This is a genomic window from uncultured Serinicoccus sp., from assembly GCF_947487915.1.
Classification (GTDB): Bacteria; Actinomycetota; Actinomycetes; order Actinomycetales; family Dermatophilaceae; genus Ornithinicoccus.
In genome coordinates, this window is sequence record NZ_CANKYH010000001.1 from 143,700 (window position 1) to 168,788 (window position 25,089).

At 73.0% G+C, this 25,089-nt stretch carries 20 protein-coding genes; 12 read left to right on the forward strand and 8 right to left on the reverse strand.

The annotated features are described in order from the left end of the window. Positions 1-8 precede the first annotated feature (8 nt). Complete coding sequence (locus Q0795_RS00550) at positions 9-1,397, forward strand: UTP--glucose-1-phosphate uridylyltransferase (protein WP_298885321.1); 1,389 nt, start codon at positions 9-11, stop codon at positions 1,395-1,397. After that, positions 1,394-2,200 (forward strand): helical backbone metal receptor, encoded by an 807-nt coding sequence (locus Q0795_RS00555; RefSeq protein ID WP_298885323.1) that lies wholly within the window; start codon positions 1,394-1,396, stop codon positions 2,198-2,200. Before Q0795_RS00550 ends, Q0795_RS00555 begins: the two co-directional genes overlap by 4 nt. Before the next feature lie 24 nt (positions 2,201-2,224). Here Q0795_RS00555 and Q0795_RS00560 read toward each other — a convergent pair whose 3' ends face one another. Both Q0795_RS00560 and Q0795_RS00565 read right to left on the reverse strand, forming a co-directional pair. Beyond that, positions 2,225-3,460: an ROK family transcriptional regulator gene (locus Q0795_RS00560; RefSeq protein WP_298885326.1), complete on the reverse strand. Its 1,236-nt coding sequence runs from the start codon at positions 3,458-3,460 to the stop codon at positions 2,225-2,227. 38 nt (positions 3,461-3,498) lie between these two features. Next, positions 3,499-5,769, reverse strand: coding sequence for a glycoside hydrolase family 3 N-terminal domain-containing protein (locus Q0795_RS00565; protein ID WP_298885328.1), 2,271 nt, complete (start codon positions 5,767-5,769; stop codon positions 3,499-3,501). Positions 5,770-5,854: 85 nt separating this feature from the next. Between Q0795_RS00565 and xylA the strand changes: the two genes are divergently transcribed. The 5 genes from xylA to Q0795_RS00590 all read left to right on the forward strand — a co-directional run bounded on the left by xylA (position 5,855) and on the right by Q0795_RS00590 (position 11,637). Then, on the forward strand, positions 5,855-7,045 hold the full coding sequence (gene xylA, locus Q0795_RS00570) for a xylose isomerase (protein ID WP_298885330.1): 1,191 nt from the start codon (positions 5,855-5,857) through the stop codon (positions 7,043-7,045). A gap of 124 nt (positions 7,046-7,169) precedes the next feature. Next, complete coding sequence (locus Q0795_RS00575; protein ID WP_298885332.1) at positions 7,170-8,189, forward strand: LacI family DNA-binding transcriptional regulator; 1,020 nt, start codon at positions 7,170-7,172, stop codon at positions 8,187-8,189. Positions 8,190-8,386: 197 nt separating this feature from the next. Further along, positions 8,387-9,664 (forward strand): ABC transporter substrate-binding protein, encoded by a 1,278-nt coding sequence (locus tag Q0795_RS00580; RefSeq protein WP_298885334.1) that lies wholly within the window; start codon positions 8,387-8,389, stop codon positions 9,662-9,664. A 93-nt stretch (positions 9,665-9,757) separates the two neighbouring features. Then, positions 9,758-10,747, forward strand: coding sequence for a carbohydrate ABC transporter permease (locus tag Q0795_RS00585; RefSeq protein ID WP_298885336.1), 990 nt, complete (start codon positions 9,758-9,760; stop codon positions 10,745-10,747). After that, entirely contained in the window at positions 10,744-11,637 is an 894-nt protein-coding gene (locus Q0795_RS00590) for a carbohydrate ABC transporter permease (RefSeq protein ID WP_298885338.1), read from the forward strand. The genes Q0795_RS00585 and Q0795_RS00590 overlap by 4 nt, the downstream gene beginning before the upstream one ends. A 73-nt stretch (positions 11,638-11,710) precedes the next feature. On the opposite strand, the gene Q0795_RS00595 is transcribed toward Q0795_RS00590, so the two are convergent. The 3 genes from Q0795_RS00595 to Q0795_RS00605 form a co-directional block, all read right to left on the reverse strand. Continuing rightward, a complete protein-coding gene (locus Q0795_RS00595; protein WP_298885340.1) occupies positions 11,711-13,141 on the reverse strand; it encodes a GH1 family beta-glucosidase in 1,431 nt (476 codons plus the stop codon). Between the two features lie 103 nt (positions 13,142-13,244). Beyond that, on the reverse strand, positions 13,245-14,732 hold the full coding sequence (locus tag Q0795_RS00600) for an aldehyde dehydrogenase family protein (RefSeq protein ID WP_298885342.1): 1,488 nt from the start codon (positions 14,730-14,732) through the stop codon (positions 13,245-13,247). Positions 14,733-14,841: 109 nt separating this feature from the next. Continuing rightward, positions 14,842-15,588, reverse strand: a complete 747-nt coding sequence (locus Q0795_RS00605; protein WP_298885344.1) for a DUF429 domain-containing protein — start codon at positions 15,586-15,588, stop codon at positions 14,842-14,844. A gap of 53 nt (positions 15,589-15,641) precedes the next feature. Between Q0795_RS00605 and Q0795_RS00610 the strand changes: the two genes are divergently transcribed. From Q0795_RS00610 to Q0795_RS00620, 3 genes are read left to right on the forward strand one after another with little or no spacing between them, the layout of a single operon-like run. Continuing rightward, positions 15,642-16,085: a type II 3-dehydroquinate dehydratase gene (locus tag Q0795_RS00610; protein WP_298885346.1), complete on the forward strand. Its 444-nt coding sequence runs from the start codon at positions 15,642-15,644 to the stop codon at positions 16,083-16,085. Between the two features lie 42 nt (positions 16,086-16,127). After that, positions 16,128-17,675 (forward strand): sodium-dependent transporter, encoded by a 1,548-nt coding sequence (locus tag Q0795_RS00615; protein WP_298885348.1) that lies wholly within the window; start codon positions 16,128-16,130, stop codon positions 17,673-17,675. Next, positions 17,672-17,824 (forward strand): methionine/alanine import family NSS transporter small subunit, encoded by a 153-nt coding sequence (locus Q0795_RS00620; protein ID WP_298885350.1) that lies wholly within the window; start codon positions 17,672-17,674, stop codon positions 17,822-17,824. Before Q0795_RS00615 ends, Q0795_RS00620 begins: the two co-directional genes overlap by 4 nt. A 10-nt stretch (positions 17,825-17,834) precedes the next feature. On the opposite strand, the gene Q0795_RS00625 is transcribed toward Q0795_RS00620, so the two are convergent. From Q0795_RS00625 to Q0795_RS00635, 3 genes are all read right to left on the reverse strand, one after another. Beyond that, a complete protein-coding gene (locus tag Q0795_RS00625) occupies positions 17,835-19,400 on the reverse strand; it encodes an NAD(P)/FAD-dependent oxidoreductase (RefSeq protein WP_298885352.1) in 1,566 nt (521 codons plus the stop codon). 67 nt (positions 19,401-19,467) lie between these two features. Beyond that, positions 19,468-21,720, reverse strand: a complete 2,253-nt coding sequence (locus Q0795_RS00630; protein WP_298885354.1) for a DEAD/DEAH box helicase — start codon at positions 21,718-21,720, stop codon at positions 19,468-19,470. Positions 21,721-21,949: 229 nt separating this feature from the next. Then, entirely contained in the window at positions 21,950-24,061 is a 2,112-nt protein-coding gene (locus tag Q0795_RS00635; protein WP_298885355.1) for a DNA topoisomerase IV subunit B, read from the reverse strand. Between the two features lie 197 nt (positions 24,062-24,258). Here Q0795_RS00635 and Q0795_RS00640 point away from each other — a divergent pair, with 197 nt between their 5' ends. Both Q0795_RS00640 and Q0795_RS00645 read left to right on the forward strand, forming a co-directional pair. Further along, positions 24,259-24,474, forward strand: coding sequence for a hypothetical protein (locus Q0795_RS00640; protein ID WP_058891508.1), 216 nt, complete (start codon positions 24,259-24,261; stop codon positions 24,472-24,474). Positions 24,475-24,549: 75 nt separating this feature from the next. After that, on the forward strand, positions 24,550-25,038 hold the full coding sequence (locus Q0795_RS00645; protein ID WP_298885357.1) for a DUF456 domain-containing protein: 489 nt from the start codon (positions 24,550-24,552) through the stop codon (positions 25,036-25,038). The last annotated feature ends 51 nt before the right edge of the window (positions 25,039-25,089 follow it).

Below are 25,089 nucleotides of genomic sequence, written 5' to 3' on the forward strand. Positions count from 1 at the left end.
TTGGTCCCATGAGCGCGAGCGCAGCCGGACGTCAGCAGGCCCTGGACCGCATGGAGGAGGCCGGGGTGAGCCAGCCGGCCCGCGACACCTTCGCCCGGCACTACGACCACCTGGCGGCGGGCGAGACCGGGCTCATCGCGGAGTCCGACGTCGAGCCCGCCCTGCCCTCCGCGCACCTCGAGGACGTCGAGGTGGACGAGGACGAGGCCCGCGAGGCGCTCGGCGCCACCGCGGTCATCACCCTCAACGGCGGTCTGGGCACGTCGATGGGGCTGGCCGGCCCGAAGTCGCTGCTGCCGGTGCGCGACGGGCTCACCTTCCTCGACATCACGGTCCGGCAGGTGCTGGCGCTGCGCGAGCGCTTCGACGTCGCCCTCCCCCTCGTCCTCATGGACAGCTTCTCCACCCGCGAGGCGACCCTGGAGGTCCTGGAGCGCTACCCCGACCTGGCGGTGGACGGCATACCCCTGGACTTCGTGCAGAGCCAGGAGCCCAAGCTGCGTGCCGACGACCTCAGCCCGGTCACCTGGGAGGCCGACCCGCGGCTGGAGTGGTGCCCGCCCGGCCACGGCGACCTCTACCCCTCGCTGCTCGCCAGCGGCCTGCTCGACCGGCTGCTCGAGCGCGGCTTCCGGTATGCCTTCGTCTCCAACGTGGACAACCTCGGCGCGGTGCCCGACGGGCGGGTCGCGGCCTGGTTCGCGGGTCGTGGTGCCGGCTTCGCCGCCGAGGTCTGCCGGCGCACCGAGATGGACAAGAAGGGTGGGCACCTGGTGCGCCGCCGCGCCGACGGCCGGCTGGTGCTGCGCGACACCGCGCAGACCGCCGAGGACGAGATGGTCCACTTCATGGACGGCGACAAGCACCCCTACGTCAACACCAACAACCTGTGGTTCGACCTCGCCCGGCTGCGCGAGATGCTGACCGAGCGGGGCGGGGTGATGGAGCTGCCGCTCATCCGCAACGCCAAGACGGTGGACCCCACCGACAAGGACTCCACGCCCGTCATCCAGATCGAGTCGGCGATGGGCAGCGCGGTCGAGCTCTTCGACGACGCCGCCTCGATCGCGGTGACCCGGGACCGCTTCGTGCCGGTCAAGACGACCAACGAGCTCGCGCTGCTGCGCTCCGACGCGTATGCCGTGGACGACACGTCCTACCGGCTCAGCCGGACCGTCGACCCGGCGCCGGTCGTCGACCTCGCGAAGACCCACTACGGCATGATCGGCGACTTCGACGAGCGCTTCCCGCACGGCGTCCCCTCGCTGGTCGCCGCCGAGCGCCTGGAGGTGGAGGGCGACTGGCGCTTCGGCGCCGGGGTCCGGGTCGAGGGCGTCGCCCACCTCGGTGCCGAGGGCGGCGAGGTCGAGGACGGGGCCACGCTGGGGCGGTCGTGAGGAGCGTCCGCGACGACCTGGGCGGGGTCGCCGAGCTGCCGGACGGCCCGGTGGGGCGGGTCGTCTCGCTCGTCCCCTCGCTCACCGAGGCCCTGGCGGCCACCCGGCCCTCCGCCCTCGTCGGCGCGACCGACTGGTGCACGCAGCCCCCGGACCTGGAGGCCCCGCGGGTCCGGGGGACCAAGAACCCCGACCGCTCGGCCGTCGCGGCGCTGAGGCCCGACCTGGTCGTGTGCGTCCAGGAGGAGAACCGCGAGCTGGACGTGCAGCGGCTGCGGAGCGCCGGCATACCGGTCTGGGTCGGGGTGGTGGAGTCGGTCGAGGACGCGCTGCGGGTGCTCCGTCGGCTGCTCGTCGACGTGCTGCGCTGGGGTGCGCCGGACTGGCTGGTCCAGGTCGAGCGCCGCTGGGCCGGACCGCCCACGACCTCCTCCGGCGCCGGTCGGCCCCCGGGCCGCCCCCGGGTCGCCGTGCCGATCTGGCGCGACCCGTGGATGGTTGTCGGTCCGCGCACCTTCACCACCGACCTGCTCGCGCGCGCGGGTCTGGACAACGTCTACGCCGCCGGGACCGAGCGCTACCCGAGGGTGGAGCTGACCGAGCTGGACGCCGCCGGCGCGGACGTGGCGCTGCTGCCCGACGAGCCCTACGTGTTCACCCACGACGACGGCCCGGAGGCGTTCGCCCGGACGCCGACGCGGCTGGTGAGCGGGCGCCTGCTCACGTGGTACGGCCCGGCCATGCTCGAGGCGGCCGACCTGCTCCAGGAGCTGGCCGGCGGTCGCGGGCCGCAGGCCCGGTAGGCGTGCGCTCGGGAGCCGGCTGACTCAGGCGAGCACGGGCGGCACGCCGTGCCGCCCGTCGGCGAGATGGGCCACGGGCTCGGCCACGACGTCCGTGAGCCTGCGCAGCGCCCCACCCGTGGCACCGGCGACGTCGTCCTCGTCGCGGGCCACGGCCACCGACATCCACTCCGCCGCCAGGACCCTCGCCCGGAGACGCTCCTCGACCACCGGGGCCAGCTGGGGGGCGAGGTCGCCGATCTCGCCACCGAGGACGACGGTCGGGACGTCGAGCAGGTTGACCACCCCGGCGAGGACCACCCCGAGCGCCTCGGCGGCCAGGTCGAGGGCCTCCCGGCTGCCCGGGTGCCCCTGCTGCGCGAGGGCTCCCAGCTCGGCCAGCGTGGTGCCGTCGGGCAGGCCGGCCCGCCGGGTCATCGCCAGCCGACCGGCATAGCGCTCGAGGCACCCGTCGGACCCGCACGGGCACGGGTCGCCACCCGGACGGAAGGTCATGTGGCCCAGCTCCCCCGCGAAGCCGTGCCGCCCCGCCTGCACCTCCGCGTCGACGACGACCGCCCCGCCGATGCCGATCTCGCCGGAGACGTAGACGAAGTGGCTGAACGGCCCGGCTCGTCCCGGTGCCGGCTGGGCGAAGGCGTGGGCGGCCAGGTTGGCCTCGTTGCCCAGGGTCAGGGGGACGCCCTGCAGGAGCGGGTGCACCCACCGGGCGGGTGCCACCTCGCGCCAGCCGAGGTTGGGCGCGGTCAGCAGTCGCTCACCGGCGCTGTCGACCACGCCCGGCAGCGCCATCCCCGCGGCCACCACCCGGCCGCCCTCGGGCACCGCGCCCAGGCACTCACGCACATGGCCGTCCAGCAACCGCAGGGCGGCCGCCGGCTCCGACCCCACGAGGTCGGGCTCGGACCGCGACTCCGCACGGACCACGCCGCGCAGGTCGATGAGCCGCACGGCGACGTGGGCGGCGTTGACCTGCAGGCCCAGGGCGCAGACCCGACCGGACGGGGTCAACGGCGTGCCGGGCCGCCCCGGCCCCACCGTCGTCGCCGTCCCCTCCTCGACCAGACCGCCGCCGACCAGGTCGTCGACCAGGCGGGAGACGGTCGAGCGGGTCAGGCCGGTGGCCGCCGCCACCCCGGCCCGGGAGAGCGGTTCCGGCGCGGCGCACACGCACCGCAGGACCACGCCCAGGTTCGTCGCGCGCACGCTGGACTGCCGCGCGGAGGCCGGCGGACCAGCCGTCACGGGGAGAGCAGGCATGCCGGGCAGCCTACTCAGACGGTGGTCCGCGGCCCCGGTCACCGTTCCACCAGCACCTCGGTGCGGCGGGGGTCGTGGATCCCGACGTGGTGCACGTCCCCGGACAGCGTCACCGTGCTCAGCAGGCTGCGGTCGGCGACCGAGGCCCCCACCCACACCTCGAGGTCGCCGGGCTCGACCACCTTGCGGCCGTCGCGGTCGGTGAAGGCCAGCCGCGCCGGCGGCACCACGAGGCGCACGTCCGCGCTCGCGCCCGCGTCCAGCGCCACCCGGGCGTAGCCGACGAGCTGGGCCACCGGCCGGGTGACGGAGGCGACGAGGTCCCGGACGTAGAGCTGGACCACCTCCACTCCCGCCCGGTCGCCGGTGTTGCTCACGGTCACCGTCACGTCGAGACCCTCCGAGGCGGCGGCGCCGCGCACCTGCAGGTCACGCCGTTCCATGGTGGTGTAGCTCAGGCCGTGCCCGAACGGCAGGGCGGGGCGGCTGGAGAGGTTGGTGACGTCGGTGTCGCCACCCAGGGTCGGGTGGAGGTAGGTGTAGGGCTGGCTCCCGGTCGAGCGGGGCAGGCTCACCGGGAGACGACCGGAGGGGTTCACCCGACCCGACAGCACCCCCGCCACGGCACCGGCGCCCTCCTCGCCGGGGAAGAAGGCCTGGACGACGGCGGCGCACGACTCCAGGGCCCAGCCGACGGCGTAGGGGCGTCCGGTCATGAGCAAGAGCACCACCGGCGTGCCGGTCGCCACCACGGCCTCCACCAGCTCCCGCTGCCGACCCGGCAGCTCCAGGTCGTCGCGGTCGCTCCCCTCCCCGGACGTCCCCCGCCCGAAGAGGCCGGACTGGTCGCCCACCACCACGACGGCCACCTCGGCGTCCCGCGCGGCGTCGACCGCCTCGGCGATGCCGGCGTCGTCACCCCCCTCGACGGGGCACCCCTGGGCGTGACTGACGTCCGCCCCCGGCCACTCCCGGGACACCGCCTCCCGCACCGTCGGTGCCGCGATGCCCGCCTCGGTCCCCGGGTGCTGGGGCAGCACGTGCGTGACGAAGGCGTAGCACCCGAAGAGCGCCTCCAGGCGGTCGGCGTTCGGTCCGAGGACGGCGACGCGACCCGGCTGGGCGAGGGGCAGCGTGCCCTCGTTGGCGAGCAGCACCACCGACTCCTCGGCGAGGCTCGCCGCCACGGTCCGGTGCTCGGCGGTGTCCAGGTCGACCCGGGCCGGTGGCTCGTCCTCGAAGGTCTGCCCGAGCAGTCCGAGCTCGGCCTTCTGCCGCAGGGCGCGGCGGCACGCCCGGTCGACCAGGGCCTCGTCCACCTGCCCGTCGCGCACCGCCTCGGCGAGCGGACCCAGGTAAGCGTCACCCGACGGCAGCTCGACGTCGACCCCGGCCGCCAGGGCCTGGCCCGCCGCCTCGCCGAGGTCGGCGGCGACGTGGTGCAGGAGGTGCAGGAAGGCGACCCCGAAGTAGTCGGCCACGACGGTCCCGTCGAAACCCCAGCGTTCCCGGAGCACCCCGGTCAGCAGGTGCGGGTCGGCTGCCACCGGCAGGCCGTCGATCTCGGCGTAGGAGTGCATCACCGACCGCACCCCGCCCTCGACGACGGCCATCTCGAAGGGCACGAGCAGCACGTCCTCGACCTCGCGGGGCCCGGCGTGGACGGGCGCGAAGTTGCGTCCGGCCTGGGAGGCCGAGTAGCCGACGAAGTGCTTGAGCGTGGCGTGGACCCCCTCGGACTGCAGACCCCGGACGTACTCCGTCCCGATGGTGGCCACGAGGTACGGGTCCTCGGAGATCGCCTCCTCGACCCGCCCCCAGCGCGGGTCGCGCACGACGTCGAGGACGGGCGCCAGACCCTGGTGGACGCCCAGCTCGCGCATCGACCTGCCGATGAGCGCGGCCATCTCCCGCACCCGGTCCGGGTCGAAGCTCGCGCCCCAGGCCAGCGGGGTCGGGTAGGTGGCCGCGCGCCACGCCGCCAGCCCGGTCAGGCACTCCTCGTGGACCAGCGCCGGGATGCCCAGGCGCGTCCCCGTGACCAGCCAGCGCTGGAACTCCCACAACCGGCGGGCCTGCTCCTCCGGCTCCACCGGACGGGTGCCGTAGGGCCGGGTCAGGTGGCCGAGCCCGTGGCGGGCGACCTCGTGCAGCGGCGAACCACCCCCCTCGAAGACCCCCTGCATGGGGGCCACGGCCTCCCCGTCGCCCTGGTCCCAGAAGCCCACGACCTGCGCGAGCTTCTCCTCCAGGGTCATGTCGGCCAGGATCGCGTCGATATCGGGAGCGCTCTCACTCTGCTCGGGCATGGGGCGGGCCTTCCGTCGGGGTGGGGTTGCGCGACCCAGCCTAGGGGTAGATAGTTTCAGTTCACAACCAACCCAGGAGGCTCCGTTGCCAGCACCCACCTACCCGGTCCCCTTCACCTTCGGCCTGTGGACCGTCGGCTGGTCCGCGCAGGACCCGTTCGGCGACCCCACCCGCGACCCCGTCGACCCGGTGGAGAGCGTGCACCGGCTCGCCGGGCTCGGCGCGGCCGGGGTCACCTTCCACGACGACGACCTGGTCCCGTTCGGGGCCTCGAGCGCCGACCGGGACGCGGTGCTCGCCCGCTTCCGGCAGGCGCTGGACGAGACGGGTCTGCAGGTGCCCATGGTGACGACCAACACCTTCACCCACCCCGTCTTCAAGGACGGCGCGCTGACCAGCAACGACCGGCAGGTCCGGCGGCTGGCGCTGCGCAAGGTCCTGCGCCAGGCCGAGCTGGGGGCCGAGCTCGGCGCCCGCACCCTGGTCATGTGGGGCGGCCGGGAGGGCACCGAGTACGACGGCGCGAAGGACCACCACGCCGCCCTGGCCCGGTATGCCGAGGGTGTCGACTGCGTCGCGGCCCACATCAAGGAGCAGGGCTACGACATGCGCGTCGCCCTGGAGCCCAAGCCCAACGAGCCGCGGGCCGACATCCTGCTCCCCACGGTCGGGCACGCGCTGGCCTTCATCGCGATGCTCGAGCACGGCGACATCGTCGGCGTGAACCCCGAGGTGGGGCACGAGCAGATGGCCGGGCTCAACTTCACCGCCGGCATCGCGCAGGCCCTGTGGGCCGGCAAGCTCTTCCACCTCGACCTCAACGGCCAGCACGGCCCGCGCTTCGACCAGGACCTCGTCTTCGGCCACGGGGACCTCATCTCCGCGTTCTTCACGGTGGACCTGCTGGAGAACGGCTTCCCCGGCGGGGGCCCGCGCTACGACGGCCCGCGCCACTTCGACTACAAGCCCCCGCGCACCGAGGACATGGACGGCGTGTGGGCCTCCGCCGCGGCCAACATGGAGACCTACAGCCTCCTGGCGGACCGGGCCAGGGCCTTCCGCGCCGACCCTGCCACCGTCCAGGCCATGAGCGACTCCGGGATCGACGAGCTCGCCCGGCCCACCCTCGACGAGGGCGAGACGGTGGCGAGCCTCCTCGACAGCGAGGATCTCGGGCGGGAGATCAGCGAGCAGGCCGGCCGGCTGGCCACGCGTGGCTACGGGCACGTCCAGCTGCAGCAGCTGGCGCTGCGCCACCTGCTCGGCGCCGCCTGACCCTGCTCGACGACACCCCGCAGGGTGGACCCGCCCTGCGGGGTGCATCCGCACCCGGACACCGCGGGACACCGGGTAGTCTGCTCGGCGTCCGCAGGTCGGTGCGTCGAGAAGGGCAGGTGCCGTGGCCGGGTTCCGCAAGGTCCCTGCTCCCACGCTGGAGTCGGTGGCTGCCCGCGCGGGTGTGTCCCGGGCCACGGCGGGACGCATCCTGTCCGGCAAGGCGGGCCGGGGGGAGAACAGCAAGGCGGTGCACGAGGCGGCGGCCGAGCTCGGTTACGTCGCCAACTACGCCGCGCGCTCGCTCATGACCCGGCGCAGCGACGCCGTGGCCTTCGTCGTCTCCGAGCCGGAGGAGAGCGTCTTCCTCGACCCCTTCTTCGCCACCGTGCTCCGGGGGGTTCACGAGGGGGTCGCGGCACGCGAACGTCAGCTGACCTTCATCATCGTCTCCTCCGAGCACGACCGGCACCGGCTGCAGCAGTTCATCGTCGGCGGCCACCTCGACGGCCTGATGTTCGGGGCCTTCCACGGCGCCGACTCCCTCCCGGACGCGGTCCGGGCCCTCGGCATACCGGTCGTGCAGTGCGGCCGGCCGCACGAGGCGGACGACGACCTGGCGTTCGTGGACGCGGACAACGTCGGCGGGGGCCGCGCGGCCGCCGGCTACCTGCTGGACCGCCGCGCCTTCGTCGTCCACGTGGCCGGACCGGCGGACATGACCCCGGCCCAGGACCGCCGGGCCGGCTTCGACCTCGAGCTGGCCGGCCGCGGGCTGACCGCGACGCAGGACCGGACCGTCCACGCGCCGTTCACGGTGCAGGGCGGCCGGGAGGCGACCGAGGTCCTGCTGGACCGCCATCCGCAGCTGGACGGCGTGGTCGCCGCGAGCGACGCCATGGCCGTCGGCGCGATCCAGGCGCTGACGGCGAGGGGTCGCCGGGTCCCGGAGGACGTCGGCGTCGTCGGCTTCGACGACGTCCCACTGGCCGAGGCCGCCCAGCCCCCGTTGACCACCGTCCGGCAGCCGATCCGCCAGATGGGTCGTGAGGTCGCCGACCTCCTCCTGGACCAGATCGACGGCCGGTCCGGTCCGCGCCACGTCCTGCTGCCCACGACCCTGCGGGTGCGCGGCTCCGCGTGAGCCAAGGTCACGATCTGGTCACCGTCCCTTGACAGCGGTTTGTTTCTTGACGCAACATGAGAGCGCTCTTACTTCACGCCGACGGTGTGCGGGGGGAGCCTGACATCAACGGCGATTCGCGTTCCCACGGGGAACGAGCAGGAGGTTCGGTCATGACCGCACGTGTTCACAGGTCCACCGCCAGGCTGCTGGCATCCGTGACCGTCGGGGCTCTGGCACTGGCTGCCTGCTCCGGGGGTTCGGACGGCTCGGCGGAGCAGACGCCCGTCGCCGCCCCCGACGAGGAGGAGCCGGTCACCATCACCGTCGACTCCTTCGGCGGCATCTTCGACAACTACGAGAAGGCCGGGCTGCTCGACGCCTACATGGACGAGCACCCGAACGTCACCATCGAGTTCCAGGAGACCCAGGACGAGCCGGACTACTGGACCGCCCTGACGACCAAGCTCAACTCGGGCTCCGGGCTGGCCGACATCCAGCCCATCGAGATCAGCCGGACGGCCCTGGTCACCCAGCAGCAGCAGGACCGGTGGGTCGACCTGACCCAGAGCGCCGAGGCCGACCACATCGACGACTACCCGGACGCCAAGAACGGCGCGATCACGACCGAGGACGGGGCTGTCCTGGGCTTCGGCACCGACGCGGGCCCGATGGCCATCTGCTTCCGGACCGACAAGCTCGAGGAGGCCGGCCTGCCCGCGACCGCCGACGAGCTGTCGCAGGAGATCACCGACTGGGACGCCTACGAGAGCCTCGGGCAGGAGTACACCGAGGCGACCGGTGAGCCGTGGATGGACACCGTGTCCGGCTACTACCGCCTGCTCACCTCGGTGGAGCCGGTGCGCAACTACGACGAGGAGGGAGAGCCCACGTGGGAGACCAACGACACCGTACGGCCCGCCTTCATGCGCGCGGCGGCCGCCGCCGAGCAGGGCCTGACGGCGGACTACGAGCAGTTCTCCCAGGAGTGGAACACGGCGATGAGCACGGGTGCCTTCGCCACCCTCGCCTGCCCGGCCTGGATGCTGGGCTACATCAAGCAGCAGGCCGGTGACGAGAACGCCGGCAACTGGTCGGTCATGCCGCTGCCCCAGGAGCTGGGCGGCAACTGGGGAGGCTCCTACCTCTCGGTGCCCCGCACCAGCGAGAACGCCGGGGCCGCGATCCAGCTGGCCGCCTTCCTCACCAGCGCCGAGTCGCAGAACGAGCTCTTCAACCAGGGCCTGTCCTTCCCCTCGCACAGCGACTCGGTCGAGCAGGTGCGCGACGTCACGGACGCCTACTTCAGCGACGCCCCCATCGGCGAGATCTTCAGCGCCTCCTACGCGTCCGCCCCGGACCAGCCCCTCGGCGTGGACGACGGCGTCATCGACGTCGCGCTGACCGAGGCCCTGGTCTCGGTGCGCACCAACGACGTCTCCCCGGAGGACGCCTGGAACACCGCGGTGCAGAACATCGAGAACCAGGCCGGCTGACCCGCCGTCCGCCGGCCTGCACCGCCGGCGGCCCCCGCACCCGACGGGGGCCGCCCGCCCAGACCAGGCACCGCCCCACAGACAAGGCACCCCATGTCCGTCGACGCCCCACCCGACCGTGAGGCCGCCGGGTCCAGGACGACCTCGCCCGGGCCCCGCCAGCGCCGCTCGCTCGCCGAGCGGTTCGCGCCCTACGGCTACATCTCGCCGTTCTTCCTGCTCTTCGGGGCGTTCGGCCTGTTCCCGCTCGCCTTCACCCTCTGGCTCAGCTTCTTCGAGTTCCGCCTGGGGGGCGGCGACCCGCAGTTCCTGGGCCTGGAGAACTACGTCTGGCTGTTCGGGAGCGACGCGTTCTACAACGCGCTCCTCAACACGCTGACCATCGGGCTGCTGTCCACCGTCCCCCAGCTGTGCATCGCCCTCGCCCTGGCCCATCAGCTCAACTACAGCATGCGGCTGCGCAACTTCTTCCGCGTGTCGATGATCATCCCCTACGCCACCTCGCTGGTGGCCGCGACCCTGGTCTTCGGCTCGATCTTCTCCAACAGCGCGGGAGGTCTGGCCAACGTGCTCATCGGGCTGGTCGGGCTGGACCCCGTCTCGTGGACCAACGGCAAGTGGACGGCGCAGTTCGCGATCGCCGTCATCGTCACCTGGCACTGGGCGGGCTACAACGCCCTCATCTACCTCGCCGGTATGCAGTCGATCCCGCAGGACCTCTACGAGGCGGCCGCCATCGACGGCGCCAGCCGGTGGCACCAGTTCCTGCACGTGACCCTCCCCGGCCTGCGTCCCACGATCCTGTTCACCATCGTGGTGTCCACCATCGGGGCGACCCAGCTGTTCACCGAGCCGTTCCTCTTCGGCAACGGCGCCGGGGGCGGCGCGCTGGGGCAGTACCAGGTCATCGCCATGTACATGTACGAGGTGGCCTTCACCTTCGGCCGCCTCGGGCGGGCCTCGGCCATCGCCATGGTCCTGCTCGTGCTGGTCATCGCCCTGGTCCTGCTCAATACCGGCCTGGCCCGCCTGAAGATGCGTGACCGACCGATCCGCACGACACCGTCAGGAGGCGCCCGATGACCAGGGACACCGACACCGCAGGACGGCCTCCGGCGGCCGCCCCGACCGGGTCACCGACCCGGCGTCGCTACCGCCGGCAGGACCAGGCCGGCGTGGGCACCTACGTCGCCCTGACGATCACGGCGCTGCTGTTCCTCTTCCCGCTCTACTACTCGATCGTGGCGGCCTCGCACACCCCGTCGGACCTCTACGACGGCCAGCCACCGCTGTTTCCCGGGCCGGGGTTGTTCGACAACCTGGCCCGCGCGCTGGATCAGGCCGAGCTGTTCGAGGCTCTGGGGCGGTCACTGGTCGTCTCGGGCACGGTCACCGCCTCCACGGTCTTCTTCTGCACCATCGCCGGCTTCGCCTTCGCCAAGCTGAGGTTCACCGGCCGCACCGCGCTGTTCGGCATCGCCCTGGCCACGCTGACCATCCCCCCGACCCTCGGGATCGTGCCGTTGTACGTCGTCATGAGCCGGCTCGGGCTCGTCAACAACCTGGCCTCGGTCATCCTGCCGGCGGCCGTCACGGCGTTCGGCGTGTTCTTCATGCGGCAGTACATCAGCCAGGCGCTGCCGGACGAGCTCATCGAGGCGGCGACGGTCGACGGCGCCGGGCTGAACCGCATCCTCTTCTCGATCGTGCTCCCCATCGCGCGGCCGGGCATGGCCGTGCTCGGGATCCTGTCCTTCATGGCCTCCTGGAACGACTTCCTCTGGCCGTTCATCGCGGTGCGCAACTCCCCGACGATCCAGGTGGCGGTCGCGGGGATCGGGGCCGGCTACACACCGGACATCGCCGTCATCCTCGCCGGCACCGTCATCGCGACCGTGCCGCTGATCGTCGTGACGGCCATCTTCGGCCGGCAGATCGTCGGCGGCATCACGGCCGGTGCCGTGAAGAGCTGACGCACCGCCGTCGACCGGCGTGGGTCGGCCGCCGGGAGGGCCGGGCCGGTCGCCAGACCCGCCCGAGGTGCCGTCAGCCGCGTCCGCCTTCGCCGGGAAGGGCGCCGGAGGCCGCGAGGTCCGCGAACCAGCGCGCACTGGCCTTGGGGATGCGCCGCTGGGTGTCGTAGTCGACCCGCACGATGCCGAACCGCTTGGTGTAGCCGAAGGCCCACTCATAGTTGTCCAGCAGCGACCAGACGAAGTAGCCGCGCACGTCCGCTCCCTGCTCCATCGCCTCCCGGACCGCCCGCAGGTGGCCGTCGAGGTAGGCGATCCGGTCCTGGTCGTCCACCGCACCGTCCTCGTCGGCGAGGTCGGGCATCGCGGCGCCGTTCTCGGTGACGTAGAGGCGGATACCCGCATCTCCCGTGTAGTCGCGGTGCAGCCGCAGCAGCAGGTCGCCCAGCCACTGCGGCCCGATCTCCCAGCCCATGTGGGTGACCGGCAGGCCGCGTCGCACGCTCCGGACGTGCTCGGACCCGACGTTCGGGGTGGGCTGGTCGTAGGTGCGCGCCTGCCGCGCGGCGTCCGGCGCCACGGCAGGGTCGCAGCCGGTCACCGCCGTGCCGCTGTAGAAGTTGACCCCCAGGACGTCGATGGGGGTGCTGATGTCCTCCATGTCGCCGTCCTGGACGAGGTCCTCGGGCCAGAGCTCGGCCAGGTCCTCCAGCACGTCCTCGGCGTAGGCACCGCGGACGATCGGCTCGATGAAGTAGCGGTTGGCCAGCCCGTCGATGCGCCGGGCCGCGTCCTGGTCGGCCGGGGAGTCGGGCCGCTGCGGCTGGGCGTCGGCGAAGTTGAGGGTCAGGCCCAGCTCCAGCTGCGGGTCCCGCTCGCGCAGGGCCTTGACCGCGCGGCCGTGGGCGAGGAGCAGGTGGTGGGCCGCCCGCAGCGCGTCGCTGGGCACGGTCCGCCCCGGCGCGTGCACGCCGGCGGCGTAGCCGAGGAAGGCCGAGCACCACGGCTCGTTGAGCGTGGTGAGCTTCTGCACCCGGTCCCCGAGCCGGTCGTGCACCGTGAGGGCGTAGTCGGTGAAACGCTCCACCGTGTCCCTGGCCGGCCACCCCCCCGCGTCCTCGAGCGCCTGGGGCAGGTCCCAGTGGTAGAGCGTGACCCACGGGACGATGTCCTGCTCGAGCAGCTCGTCGACCAGACGGGAGTAGAAGTCGAGCCCGCGCGGGTCGACCGTCCGCCCGTCCGGGCACACCCGCGGCCACGAGATCGAGAACCGGTAGGCGCCGAGGTTCAGCGAGCGCATGAGCTGCACGTCCTGCGGCATGCGGTGGTAGTGGTCGCAGGCCACCTCGCCGTTCTGGCCGCCGAGCACGGCCCCGGGGGTGGCGGCGAAGGTGTCCCAGATGCAGTCACCACGACCGTCCTCGTGCGCCGCCCCCTCGATCTGGTAGGCCGCCGTGGCCGAACCGAAGAGGAAGCCGGAAGGGAAGGCGGACGTCGTGGCCATGAGGGTTCCTGTCTGGTTGGTGACACGCATGTGAGAGCGCTCTTATACGAGCCTCGCACGCAGGTCACGGGCGTGTCAACGGACCGCGACGGGCCGGCCGGCGTCAGCCGAGCCGGACGTTGATCTGCTGGATCTGGGTGAACCCCTCGAGCATGCCCTCCAGGGAGAACTCCCGGCCGTGGCCGCTCGCCTTCATGCCGCCGTAGGACTGGCCGACCTGCTGACCGCCCCCCTGGTTGACCTGCACCCACCCGGACTCGACCCGCTGGGCGGTGCGCAGCGCCATACCGATGTCGCGGGCGAAGACGAAGGCGGCGAGCCCGTAGTGGCTGTCGTTGGCCATCGCGACCACCTCGTCCTCCTCGCGCCAGGGGATCACCGACAGGACCGGCCCGAAGACCTCCTCCCGGGCGATGCGCCAGCTGTTGTCGACCTGGCTGAGGATCATCGGCGCGTGGTAGAAGCCGGGCTCCCCGACGGTGAGGGCTGGCCGCCCGTCGTGGGCCACCCGGATCCCGTCGGTCGCCAGCGCGTCGTCGACGTAGCCCTGCACCCGGTCCCACTGACGCTGGTTGATGATGCAGCCGATGTCGGTGGCCTCCTCCCGGGGGTCACCGACCACGAGCCGCGACACCCGGTCCACCAGCCGGTCGAGGAAGCTGTCGTGCACCGACTCGTGCAGGAACAGCCGCGACCCCGAGGTGCAGCTCTGCCCCTGCCGGGCGAAGCGGGTCGCCAGCAGCATCTCCTCGACCACCTCGTCGGTGTCGGAGTCCGGGAAGACGATGCACGGGCTCTTGCCCCCGAGCTCGAGGCTGACGTGCGCGAGCCGCTCCCCCGCGGCGGCCGCCACGCCCGACCCGGTCGCCGTCGACCCGGTGAAGGACACCTTGTCCACGCCCGGGTGCTCGACGAGCGCCTGCCCCACCTCCGCGCCGTAGCCGGTGAGCACCCCGAGGACACCGGGCGGCAGGTGGCGCTCGCAGACGCGCGCGAGCTCGAGGATCGTCGTGGGGGCGTCCTCCGCGGCCTTGAGGATCATCGCGTTGCCGCTGACGAGCGCCGCCGGCAGCTTGAAGGCGGCGATCATGAGCGGGCTGTTCCACGGCAGGATCCCGGCCACCACCCCGACGGGCACCCTCCGGGACAGGGACAGGGCGTCGGTGCCGCTCGGGAGGGTGACCCCCTTCAGCTCGCCGGCGAGACCGGCGAAGTAGCGGAACGCGGAGGCCAGCAGCAACGCCTCCGGTCGTGCCTGGGTGCGCAGCGCGTTGCCGGTGTCCAGGGCGGTGAGCGTGGCGAGGTCCTCGGCGGCGTCCGAGAGGTCGTCGGCGATGCGCAGCAGTGCGCGCTGCCGCTCGGTGGAGGGCAGCGAGGCCCATCGCGGCTGGGCCTCCCGGGCCGCGGCGACCGCCCGCTCGACATCCTGAGCGCCCGCCCGGGGGGTCGTCGCGATCACCCGCCGGCGGTCGATCGGCGTGATGACCTCCAGGGTCCGGCCGTCGGCGGCCTCGACCCACTCTCCCCCGACGAGCATGCGGTATGCCGTCGGCGTGCTCGCCTCGAAGGTCGGGACGGTGTGGGTGCTCATCGGGGCTCCTGGGTCGTGGCGGTGGCGGTCGTTCCCGGTCCATCCTGCTGCGGGCCGGGGCGGGTGTCGTCGGGAGGGTCGTCGGGGGTGGTCGGGCGGGTGGCGGGCGTCAGACGTGGATGGCCGCAGGGATGCCGTCGCTGAAGACCTCGGGCTCGTCCGGGAACGTGCGGGCGGCCCCGGTCCGGGCACGGTGGGCGCTCCAGGCCGCGGCGCAGGCGTCGAGCACGTCGTCGAGCCCGGCGCCCCGCGGCGCCGCGGGCGGGGCCTGGATGCCGCAGCCGGCGAGCGCGGCCCGCCGTTCTCGCTGGCCCTCGGGGGTGCGCTTGCGGGTGGTCAGGGTGGCACCGGTCATCATGGCGAAGCTGGCCTCCGGGTGGACCTCGACGACCCGGCAGCCGGTGCCGGCCCGGACCCAGGCGTCCACCTGAAGGATGCTCTCCCGCAGGGCGTGCGCCTGGCGCGACAGCCCCATCCCCGCGCGCTCCCGGTTGCGGACGTTGGCCGTGGCGTAGTCGGGCTCCACGAGGGCCGCCCGGGTCGGCGTGGTGAAGACCGAGGAGGACTTGGCGCCGCCGAGGAACCGGCGGGTGCACACGTCCGCCTCGCGCCGTCCGCTGTCGGGAAGGCCGATGGGGATGTCCACCCCCACCACCGGGACCGCGCCGCCGAGCCGCAGGAGCAGCGCGACGGTGGGTGCCACGACGACCGACACCGCGCCGCGACCCTCGGGCCCCAGGAACGCTCCGACCCAGCCGGCCCGGCAGGCGTCCACACCGAGCACGCCGTCCCCCGGGTGCGCCCGCCCCGACGGCCCGGCGGGTGCCCCGCCGTCGCTCGCCTCGCCCAGGACCATGGCGGCAGACTAGTTCTTCTGCGGCGCCCCCGTGGTGTGAGAACGTATGCCCCATGGCACGGCGCATCGTCGTCCTCAACGGACCCAACCTCAACCTGCTCGGCACCCGCGAGCCGGCCGTCTACGGCACCGACACCCTCGCCGACGTCGAGGCCTGGTGCGCGCAGCGGGCCGCCGCCCACGGGCTGGAGGTCTCCTGCCGCCAGAGCAACCACGAGGGCGAGCTGGTGGGCGCCCTGCAGGAGGCCGGCGCCGATCCGGACGTCGTCGGGGTCGTGCTCAACGCCGGCGCCTACACGCATACCTCGGTCGCGCTGCTGGACGCGATCAAGGGGACCGGGGTCCGGGTCGTCGAGGTGCACCTGTCCAACCCGCACGCCCGCGAGCCGTTCCGGCACACCTCGTTCATCTCTCCCGTGGCCGAGGTGGTCGTCGCGGGGGCCGGCCTGCGCGGCTACGGCTACGCCATCGACCACCTGGCCGCCACCGGCGGCTGACCGGCCGGACCCGACGACCGAGGACGAGGACGAGGAGCACGCGTGGCCCCCCACCATGACGCAGCGGCACCGCAGCGCGAGACGTGGACCAGCTCGACCGGGTTCATCCTGGCGGCCGTCGGCTCGGCGGTCGGCCTGGGCAACATCTGGCGCTTCCCCGGCGTGGCCTACGAGAGCGGCGGCGGCGCCTTCCTCATCCCCTACCTCGTGGCGCTGCTGACCGCGGGCATCCCCATCCTCTTCCTCGACTACGCCGTCGGTCACCGCTACCGCGGGGCGGCGCCGCTGTCCTACCGCCGGATGGCTCGGCCCGCCGAGGCCCTCGGCTGGTTCCAGATCGTGCTCAGCTTCGTCATCGCGGTCTACTACGCGGCGGTGATCGCCTGGTCGCTCAGCTACTTCGTCTTCGCCTTCGACCTGCGCTGGGGGGAGGACACGGCCGCCTTCTTCGTCGACGAGTACCTCCAGGTCGGGGACCCGGAGATCTCGACGACCCTGGTCTCCGGGGTGGCCGTCCCGCTCGTGCTCGTGTGGGCCGCGGTCCTGGTCATCATCGCCCTCGGGGTCACCAAGGGGGTCCAGCGGGTCAACATCATCTTCATCCCGCTGCTCGTCCTCGCCTTCGTGGGCCTCGTCGTGCGGGCGCTCACCCTCCCGGGCGCCACCGACGGTCTCAACGCCCTCTTCACCCCCGACTGGGCGGCGTTGGCCGACCCGGGAGTGTGGATCGCCGCCTACAGCCAGATCTTCTTCAGCCTGTCGATCGCCTTCGGCATCATGGTCACCTACGCGTCCTACCAGCGGCGCCGGGCCAACATGACCAGCTCAGGCCTCGTCGTCGCCTTCGCCAACTCCAGCTTCGAGATCCTGGCCGGCATCGGCGTCTTCGCGACCCTGGGCTTCCTGGCCCGGCAGCAGGCCACGACCATCGACCAGCTGGAGGGCCTGTCCGGGCCGATCCTGTCCTTCGTCACCTTCCCCGCCGTCATCAGCGAGATGCCGGGGGGCAACCTCTTCGGCGCCGTCTTCTTCGGTGCGCTCGTCCTGGCCGGGTTCACCTCCATCATCTCCATCCTGCTCGGCGTGGCGGCCTCGGTCCAGGAGAAGTTCGGGCTGACCCACCGCACGGCCGCCGTCGCGGTCTGCGTGGTGTGCTCGATCATCTCGATCGGGTTGTTCTCCACCACCTCCGGCCTCATCGCCCTGGACACCGTCGACCAGTGGGCCAACAACATCGGCATCGTCGTCTCGGCCATCGTCATGACGGTGCTCATCGTGTGGGTCTTCCGCACGGCTCCGGTCCTGCGGGCCCACCTCAACCGCGTCTCGACCTTCCGGGTGGGCCGCGTCTGGTTCGTCCTCATCGGCGGCCTGGCGCCGGTGGTGCTCACCACCATGCTCGTCCAGCGGGTCCGCACGCTGGCCACCGAGGGGTACGAGGGCTACCCGGGGTGGTATCTCCTGGTCTTCGGCTGGGGCACCATCGCCGTCGTCGCGGTGGGTGCGCTCGTGCTGACCCTCATCCCCTGGCGGGGTCGGGACGACGCCGACTTCCGCGCCTGGCCCGAGCTCGAGGAGGAGCAGCGATGACCACGTCGGCCGTGCTCATGATGATCGTGGCGATGCTCGTCGTGTGGGGCGGACTGGTCGCCAGCGTGCTCTTCCTGCGGGCCCGACCCGAGGTGGACGACACCGAGCTCCCCGACCCGGACGCCGCTCCTCCGGGCGAGCAGGGCTGAGCCGACCAGGCTAGCCCTCGGTCTCGAGCAGCGCCCGGACGGCGTGGTAGCCGCCGAGACCGCTCACGCCTCCCCCGCGCCGCGACCCGGCGCCGGCCAGCAGCACGCCGGGGTATGCCGTGTCGACGCCCCAGCGGCGGGCCGGCGTGTCGAGCGGGTCGTCGTCATCGGCCCACGGCCAGTCCAGCGGGGCGTGGAAGATGTTGCCTCCGGGCATGGCCAGGCTGTCCTGCAGGTCGCGCGTGGTCCTGGTCTCGATGCACGGTCGCCCGTCCGGCCCGGTGAGGACGACGTCCTCCAGGGGCTCGGCCAGCACCGAGGACAGCGACTCCAGGACCCGGCGCTGCAGGTCGTCCCGGGCGTCCGCGCCGCGCCCGTCGAGCAGCCGGTCGGGTGTCTGCAGGGAGAAGACGGTCATGGTCTGCGCCTGCGGGTGCTCGGCCCGCAGCCGCGGCGACAGGATGCTGGGGTCGGTCAGCGTGTGGCAGTAGATCTCGGCGGGCAGGGGGTCCGGGACGGCCCCCGCCTCGGCGGCGGCGTAGGCCTGCCGCAGCTGGGAGTAGGTCTCGTGGACGTGGAAGGTGCCGCCGAAGGCGGCCTCCGGCGCCACGCCGGTGTCCCGCAGCCGGGGCAGCCGCGACAGCAGCAGGTTGACCTTGACCTGCGACCCCTCCACCCGCTCGGACGGGGCGCGACCCTCACCGGCGACCTCGTCGAGCACCGCCGGTGCCGCCGCCCACAGGACGTGCCTCGTCGTGGCGCGGTGCGGCATACCCTCCGCGTCCTCCCACGTCACCGCGCCCTCCTCCAGCGAAGTGACCGTGGCCCCGGTCCGCAGGTCCGCCCCCGCCGTCCGCGCGGCGTGCTCCAGCTGGCCGGACACCTCGCCCATGCCCCCGACCGGGACGTCCCAGTCCCCGGTGCCGCCGCCGATCACGTGGTAGAGGAAGCAGATGTTGTGCCGCAGGTGCGCCGAGTGCGGGTCCGCGAAGGTGCTGATGAGGCCGTCGGTGAGGATGACACCGCGCACGAGGTCGTCGGCGACGGCCGCCTCGACCACCTCGCCGAGCGGTCGCTCGAGGAAGTCGCGGACCAGGCCCGGGTCACCGATCCGGTGCGCCATCTCGCGACGACGCAGCAGCGGCTGGGTGACCGTCGGCCACACCGCCCGCGACAGCTCCTCGACCCGGGCGTAGAACCCCTCCCAGCGCGGCGCGTCGGCCGCGGCGCCGACGGCGGCGAAGGAGGCGGCGGTCGCCGCCGGGTCGCCGTGGTCGATGAGCAGACCGGCCGTCGACCCCGCCGACGGGGTGTAGGACGAGTAGCGACGCCGGGCCAGCGACAACGACAGCGACAGGTCACGGGCGATCTGCCGGGGCATCAGGCTCACGAGGTAGGAGTAGCGCGAGAGCCGGGCGCCCGTCCCGGGGAAGGCCTCCGCGGACACCGTCGCGCCGCCCAGGGCCGACGAGCGCTCGAGCAGCAGGACCGAGCGGCCTGCCCGGGCGAGGTAGGCCGCAGCGGTGAGGCCGTTGTGCCCGCCACCGACCACCACGGCGTCGTGGGTGGAGCTCATGGCCCGATGGTAGTCGCCCGTGGCCGCCCGGCGTGGTCGAGCCGGGCGGCCAGGGGCGTGTTCGCTGTCAGTCCCGCGGACGCCAGTCCGAGCGGCGGTCCTCCGAGCGCGGCCGGCGGTCCGGACGTCGGTCGCCACCCTGACGGGGGCGTCGGTCACCCTGGGGGCCTCGACGGCCACCGGAGGGACCGGGTCCCTGGCGGCGACCACCGCCGCCAGGACGTCGACCGGCGGGGCGCTTGGGACGCATGACCTCGTCCAGCCGGCTCTGCGGCACCGGCTCGCCGACGGGCACGGACCCGCCCGCGGTCTGGATGACGGCGTGGTCCTCGGGCGCCACCGTCTGCGGGTCGGTCTCGACACCGGCCGCATCCAGCATCCGGGAGACCTGCCGCTTCTGGTGCGGCAGGGCCAGGGTCACCACCACCCCGTCCTCCCCGGCCCGCGCGGTGCGGCCCGAGCGGTGCAGGTAGTCCTTGTGGTCGGCGGGAGGGTCGACCTGCAGGACGAGCGAGACGTCGTCGACGTGGATGCCTCGGGCGGCCACGTCGGTGGCCACCAGCACCGGGAGGGTGCCCGACTTGAAGGCGTCCAGGACCCTGGTCCGCTGCGCCTGGTTGAGACCGCCGTGCAGGGCGGCCGCGAAGACACCGGACTCGCGCAGCTGCAGGGCGACCCGGTCCGCGCCCAGCTTGGTGCGGCAGAAGACGACCGTGCGGCCCGGACGGTTGGCGATGGCCGCGGTGATCGGCTTCTTGTGGTGCGGGTGCACCAGGAAGACGTGGTGCGCCATCGTCGTGACGCTGGCGCGCACGTCGTCGGTGGAGTGGGTCACCGGGTCCTTGAGGTAGGTCTTGGCCACCTGGTCCACCCCGTGGTCGAGGGTGGCCGAGAACAGCAGCCGCTGCCCCTCGCGCGGTGTGCGGTCCAGGATCTGGCGGATCGCCTCGACGAAGCCCATCTCGGCCATGTGGTCCGCCTCGTCGAGGACCATGACCTCGACCTCCGACAGGTCGGCGGCGCTGCGGTCGATGAGGTCGATGAGGCGGCCGGGGGTCGCCACCAGCACGTCGACCCCCTTCTCCAGGGCGCGCAGCTGCGGGGTGTAGGACATCCCGCCGGCCACGAGGACGAACCGGCGGTCGACGGCCCGCATGAGCGGCGCCAGCGCGTCGACGATCTGCATCGCGAGCTCGCGGGTCGGTGTCAGGATGACCGCGCGGGGGCGGTGGGGGACGGCGCGCGGCCGCCGGGATAGCCGGTCCAGGAGCGGCAGCCCGAAGGCCATGGTCTTGCCCGACCCGGTCTGACCCCGACCCAGCAGGTCGCGACCCGCCATGGCGTCGGGGATGGTCGCGGCCTGGATGGGGAAGGGCGTCGTGATGCCGATCCGCGCGAGGGTGGCCACCAGCTGCTCGTGGAGCCCCAGCGCGGCGAAGCCGTTGTCCGCCTCGACGGCGGCGTCGACGTCCTCGGCCTGCATGGCGGACCGACGCTCCTGGTATGCCGCGTCCGCGGCGTCACGATCGGCCTCCGCCTCGGCGAAGGGGTCCTGCGGCCGCCGCTCGTCCGCACGGCCCCAGGACCGGGCGCCGCGACGCTCGGCCCCACGGTCCTCCCAGCGACCCTGCCGGCTGCCGCGGTCGCCGCGGTCGTCCCAGCGGCCCTGACGGGCGCCCCGGTCCTCCCGACGCTCACCGCCCTGGTCGGGACGACCCTGGCGAGCACCACGGTCGTCCCGTCGGTCGGCACCACGGTCCTCGTGCCGCCGCCCGGAGTCCCAGCTGCGCCCGTCGTGGTGCCCGCGCTCGGGGCGACCCTCGCGCTCCTCGCGGTGCGAGCGCCAGGTGCGCTCCTGGTAGCCGCGGCGCTCGCCGTCGCGGTCGGGGCGACGGTGGTGCTCGCGGTCCTCCCGGCGGCCGGGCGGCGTGCTGCGGGACGTGCCGCGCTCGTCGCGGTCGCGCCGCGGCCGACCGTCGTCCCAGGACCGGCGGTGGTCCTCCCGGCGGTCGGGCCGCGCCCCGCGCGGCTCCCAGTCACGGCGGCGACGGTCCTGGCCGCCCTCCTGCCGGCCCTCGGGGCGGTCCCGGCGGTCGGCCCGCTCCCCGCGACCACGGGGGTCACGCTGGTCCCGGTCCCGCCAGCGCTGCTTGTCTGCGCCGCCGTCCTCAGCCCCGCGGGAGGCGCTGCGCCGGTCTCCGCGCCCGCCCTTGAGCTGGGCGCGGGCCTGCTTCTCCCGCGCCTGGCGGGCGGCCTTCTTCTGGGCCGTGGTGTGGCGGGGCTTCTTGCCGGACGCGCCGGCGCTACTGGGCTTGGCCATGATCGGCTACCTCTTCACAGGGGGGGTCGAGGTGGGTTCTCGCCTCGACGCCTGCGGCGTGACCGGACCTACCTCCAGGCGCTCGACGTGGCGCCCGGTCGTCCCCCAGGAACGGATCGTCCTGAGGGGTCACCCGGGCGCGCAGCACCACGGGGAGAGGAACCAGTCTATCGCGACGCAGACCCTCCGGACGCCACCCTCGGACGGGGCACCAGGCAGGCGGTTCGGGTCAGGCGTCGATGCGCTGGCGGTCCAGCTCGTGTGCGGACTCCACGATGAAGTCCTTGCGGGGCGCGACGGATGAGCCCATGAGCAGGTCGAAGACCCGGTCGGCGCGCTCGGCGTCCTTGAGGGTGATCTTGCGCAGGGTCCGGTGCCGGGGGTCCATCGTGGTCTCCGCGAGCTGGTCGGCGTCCATCTCGCCCAGCCCCTTGTAGCGCTGCATCGGCTGCTTGACGACGCGGCCCTTCTTCTCCAGCGTGGCGACCGTCCGCCGCATCTCCGCCTCGGTGTAGGTGTAGATGAACTCGCGTCCGGTGCTGCGGCCGCGGCCCCCGCTGACCTCGATCCGGTGCAGGGGCGGCATGGCCGCGTAGACCCGGCCCGCGTCGACCAGGGGCCGCATGTAGCGGAAGAAGAGGGTCAGGAGCAGGGTGCGGATGTGGGCGCCGTCGACGTCCGCGTCGGTCATGATGATGACCTTGCCGTAGCGGACCATGTCCGGGTCGAAGGACCGCCCGGAGCCGGCACCGATGACCTGGATGATGGCCGCGCACTCGGCGTTGGACAGCATGTCCTGGACCGAGGCCTTCTGCACGTTGAGGATCTTGCCGCGGATCGGCAGCAGCGCCTGGTGGTCGCTGCTGCGCGCGAGCTTGGCCGTCCCCAGCGCGCTGTCGCCCTCGACGATGAACAGCTCGGAGCGCTCGGTGTCGTTGCTGCGGCAGTCGGCCAGCTTGGCCGGCAGCGAGGAGGACTCGAGGGCGTTCTTGCGGCGCTGCGTCTCCTTGTGCAGGCGAGCCGAGATGCGCGATTTCATCTCCGCGACGACCTTGTCGAGCAGCAGCGCCGCCTGCGCCTTGTCGCCGCGGTGCTTGCTGGTCAGCCGCTCGGTCAGCGCCCGCTCCACGGTGCGCGAGACGATGGCGCGCACGGCGCTGGTGCCGAGGACCTCCTTGGTCTGACCCTCGAACTGCGGTTCGGGCAGCCGCACCGTCACCACGGCGGTGAGGCCCGCCAGGATGTCGTCCTTCTCGACCTTGTCCCCGCCCACCTTGAGCTTGCGCGCGTTGAGCTCGAGCTGCTTGCGGAAGACCTTCATGAGCGCCTGCTCGAACCCCGCCACGTGGGTACCGCCGTGCGGCGTGGTGATGATGTTGACGAAGCTGCGCACCCTGGTGTCGTAACCGGTGCCCCAGCGCAGCGCCACGTCCACCTCGCACTCGCGCTCGGTCTCCCGGGACACCATGTGCCCGAGCTCGTCCAGCATGGGCACGGTCTCGGTGAAGGTGCCCGACCCCTGCAGCCGCCACACGTCGGTCACCGCGGGGTCGGTCGCGAGGTACTCGGCATACTCCGCGATGCCGCCCGAGTAGGCGAAGGTCTCCTCCGTGGGTCCGTCCGCGCCAGGGGTGCCGGGCAGACCTCGCTCGTCGCGGACGACCATCGTCAGGCCGGGGACCAGGAAGGCGGTCTGCCGGGCGCGGGCGATGAGCTCGTCGTAGGCGAACTCCGCCTTGGTCAGGAAGATCTGCGGGTCGGCCCAGTAGCGCACCCGGGTTCCGGTCACCCCGCGGCGCGCCTTGCCCACCACCGCCAGCTCGCTGCTGCGCTCGAACGGGCTGAACCTCGCCTCCGGGTCCGGCCCGGAGCGCCCGTCGTCGAAGGTGCCCGGCTCGCCCCGCCGGAAGCTCATGCCGTAGGTCTTCCCGGCGCGGTCGACCTCGACGTCCAGCCGGGAGGACAGGGCGTTGACGACCGAGGCCCCCACCCCGTGCAGGCCGCCGGAGGCGGCGTAGGAGCCGCCACCGAACTTGCCGCCCGCGTGCAGCTTGGTGAAGACCACCTCGACACCCGGCAGCCCGGTCCGCGGCTCGATGTCCACCGGTATGCCGCGCGCCCGGTCGCGCACCTCGACCGACCCGTCCCGGTGCAGGATGACCTCGATCCGGTCACCGTGGCCGCCGAGCGCCTCGTCGACGGCGTTGTCGATGATCTCCCAGAGACAGTGCATGAGGCCCCGCGAGTCCGTGGACCCGACGTACATCCCCGGGCGCTTGCGCACCGCCTCGAGGCCTTCGAGAACCTGGAGGTGCCGGGCGGAGTAGTCCTGAGTGGTCACGTCCGGCAGGCTAGCGCGTGGGACCGACAGCCCCGGGCAGGCACGACTGGGCCCGGGCAGGTCCACCGATGAGTCAGCGGGGCTTACGCGCAGAGCGGAACACCGCCCCGCACGGGCACAAAGATCGGGTTCTGCGACGTTGGCATGCTTGACTGGGTCGACCAACCGCTGGTTTGCCCGATGGAGAGGAGACCGCCGTGAACGCCACTCTGACCCCCGAACTGACCACCTCCGACCGGTGCGACCGTTGTGGGGCCCAGGCCTACATCCGGGCCAGCCTCGGTGACGGTCTGCACCTGCTGTTCTGCGCCCACCACGGGCGTGAGCACCTCGACAAGCTGCGCGCCCAGGACGACGTCGCCATCCTGGACGAGACCCACAAGCTCGAGCAGGAGGAGACCCCCGCGGTCTGACCTTCCACTCACCCGACGCCCGCCCCGGCTCTGGCCGTGGGCGGGCGTCGTGCTGCATCGGGCAGAATCTGGCTCATGTCCGTCGCTGAGGTCCTCATCCTGGTGCTCATGCTCATCGGGGTCGTCGGGATCGTCATCCCGGTCCTTCCCGGCCTCGTCGTGGTGCTGGCGGGGTCCCTGGCCTGGGCGTTGAAGGAGCAGACCACGCTCGGCTGGGTCGTCTTCGGCCTGTCCGCGCTGGTCTACCTGCTCGGGGTGGGCCTGCAGTGGGCGGTGCCGGGCCAGCGCATGCGGCGCGCCGGCGTCCGGACCTCGACCCTCGTCATCGGGGTGGTCTGCGCCCTGGTGCTCGGGGTGCTCATCCCTGTCGTCGGACTGTTCCTGGGCTTCCCCCTGGGCATCTTCCTCGTCTCCCTGGCCCGGACCCGCGACCGTGCCGAGGCCCTGCGGGCCACCCGGCACGCCCTGCACGCCGTGGGCCTCAACATCCTCATCGAGCTGGCGACGGCCTTCACCCTCATCGCGATGTTCGTCGTGGGCGCGGTGGTGCTGACCCCGGCCTGAGCGCACGACGCCCCCGGTGCCGGTCTCCCTGCGGACGGCACCGGGGGCGGG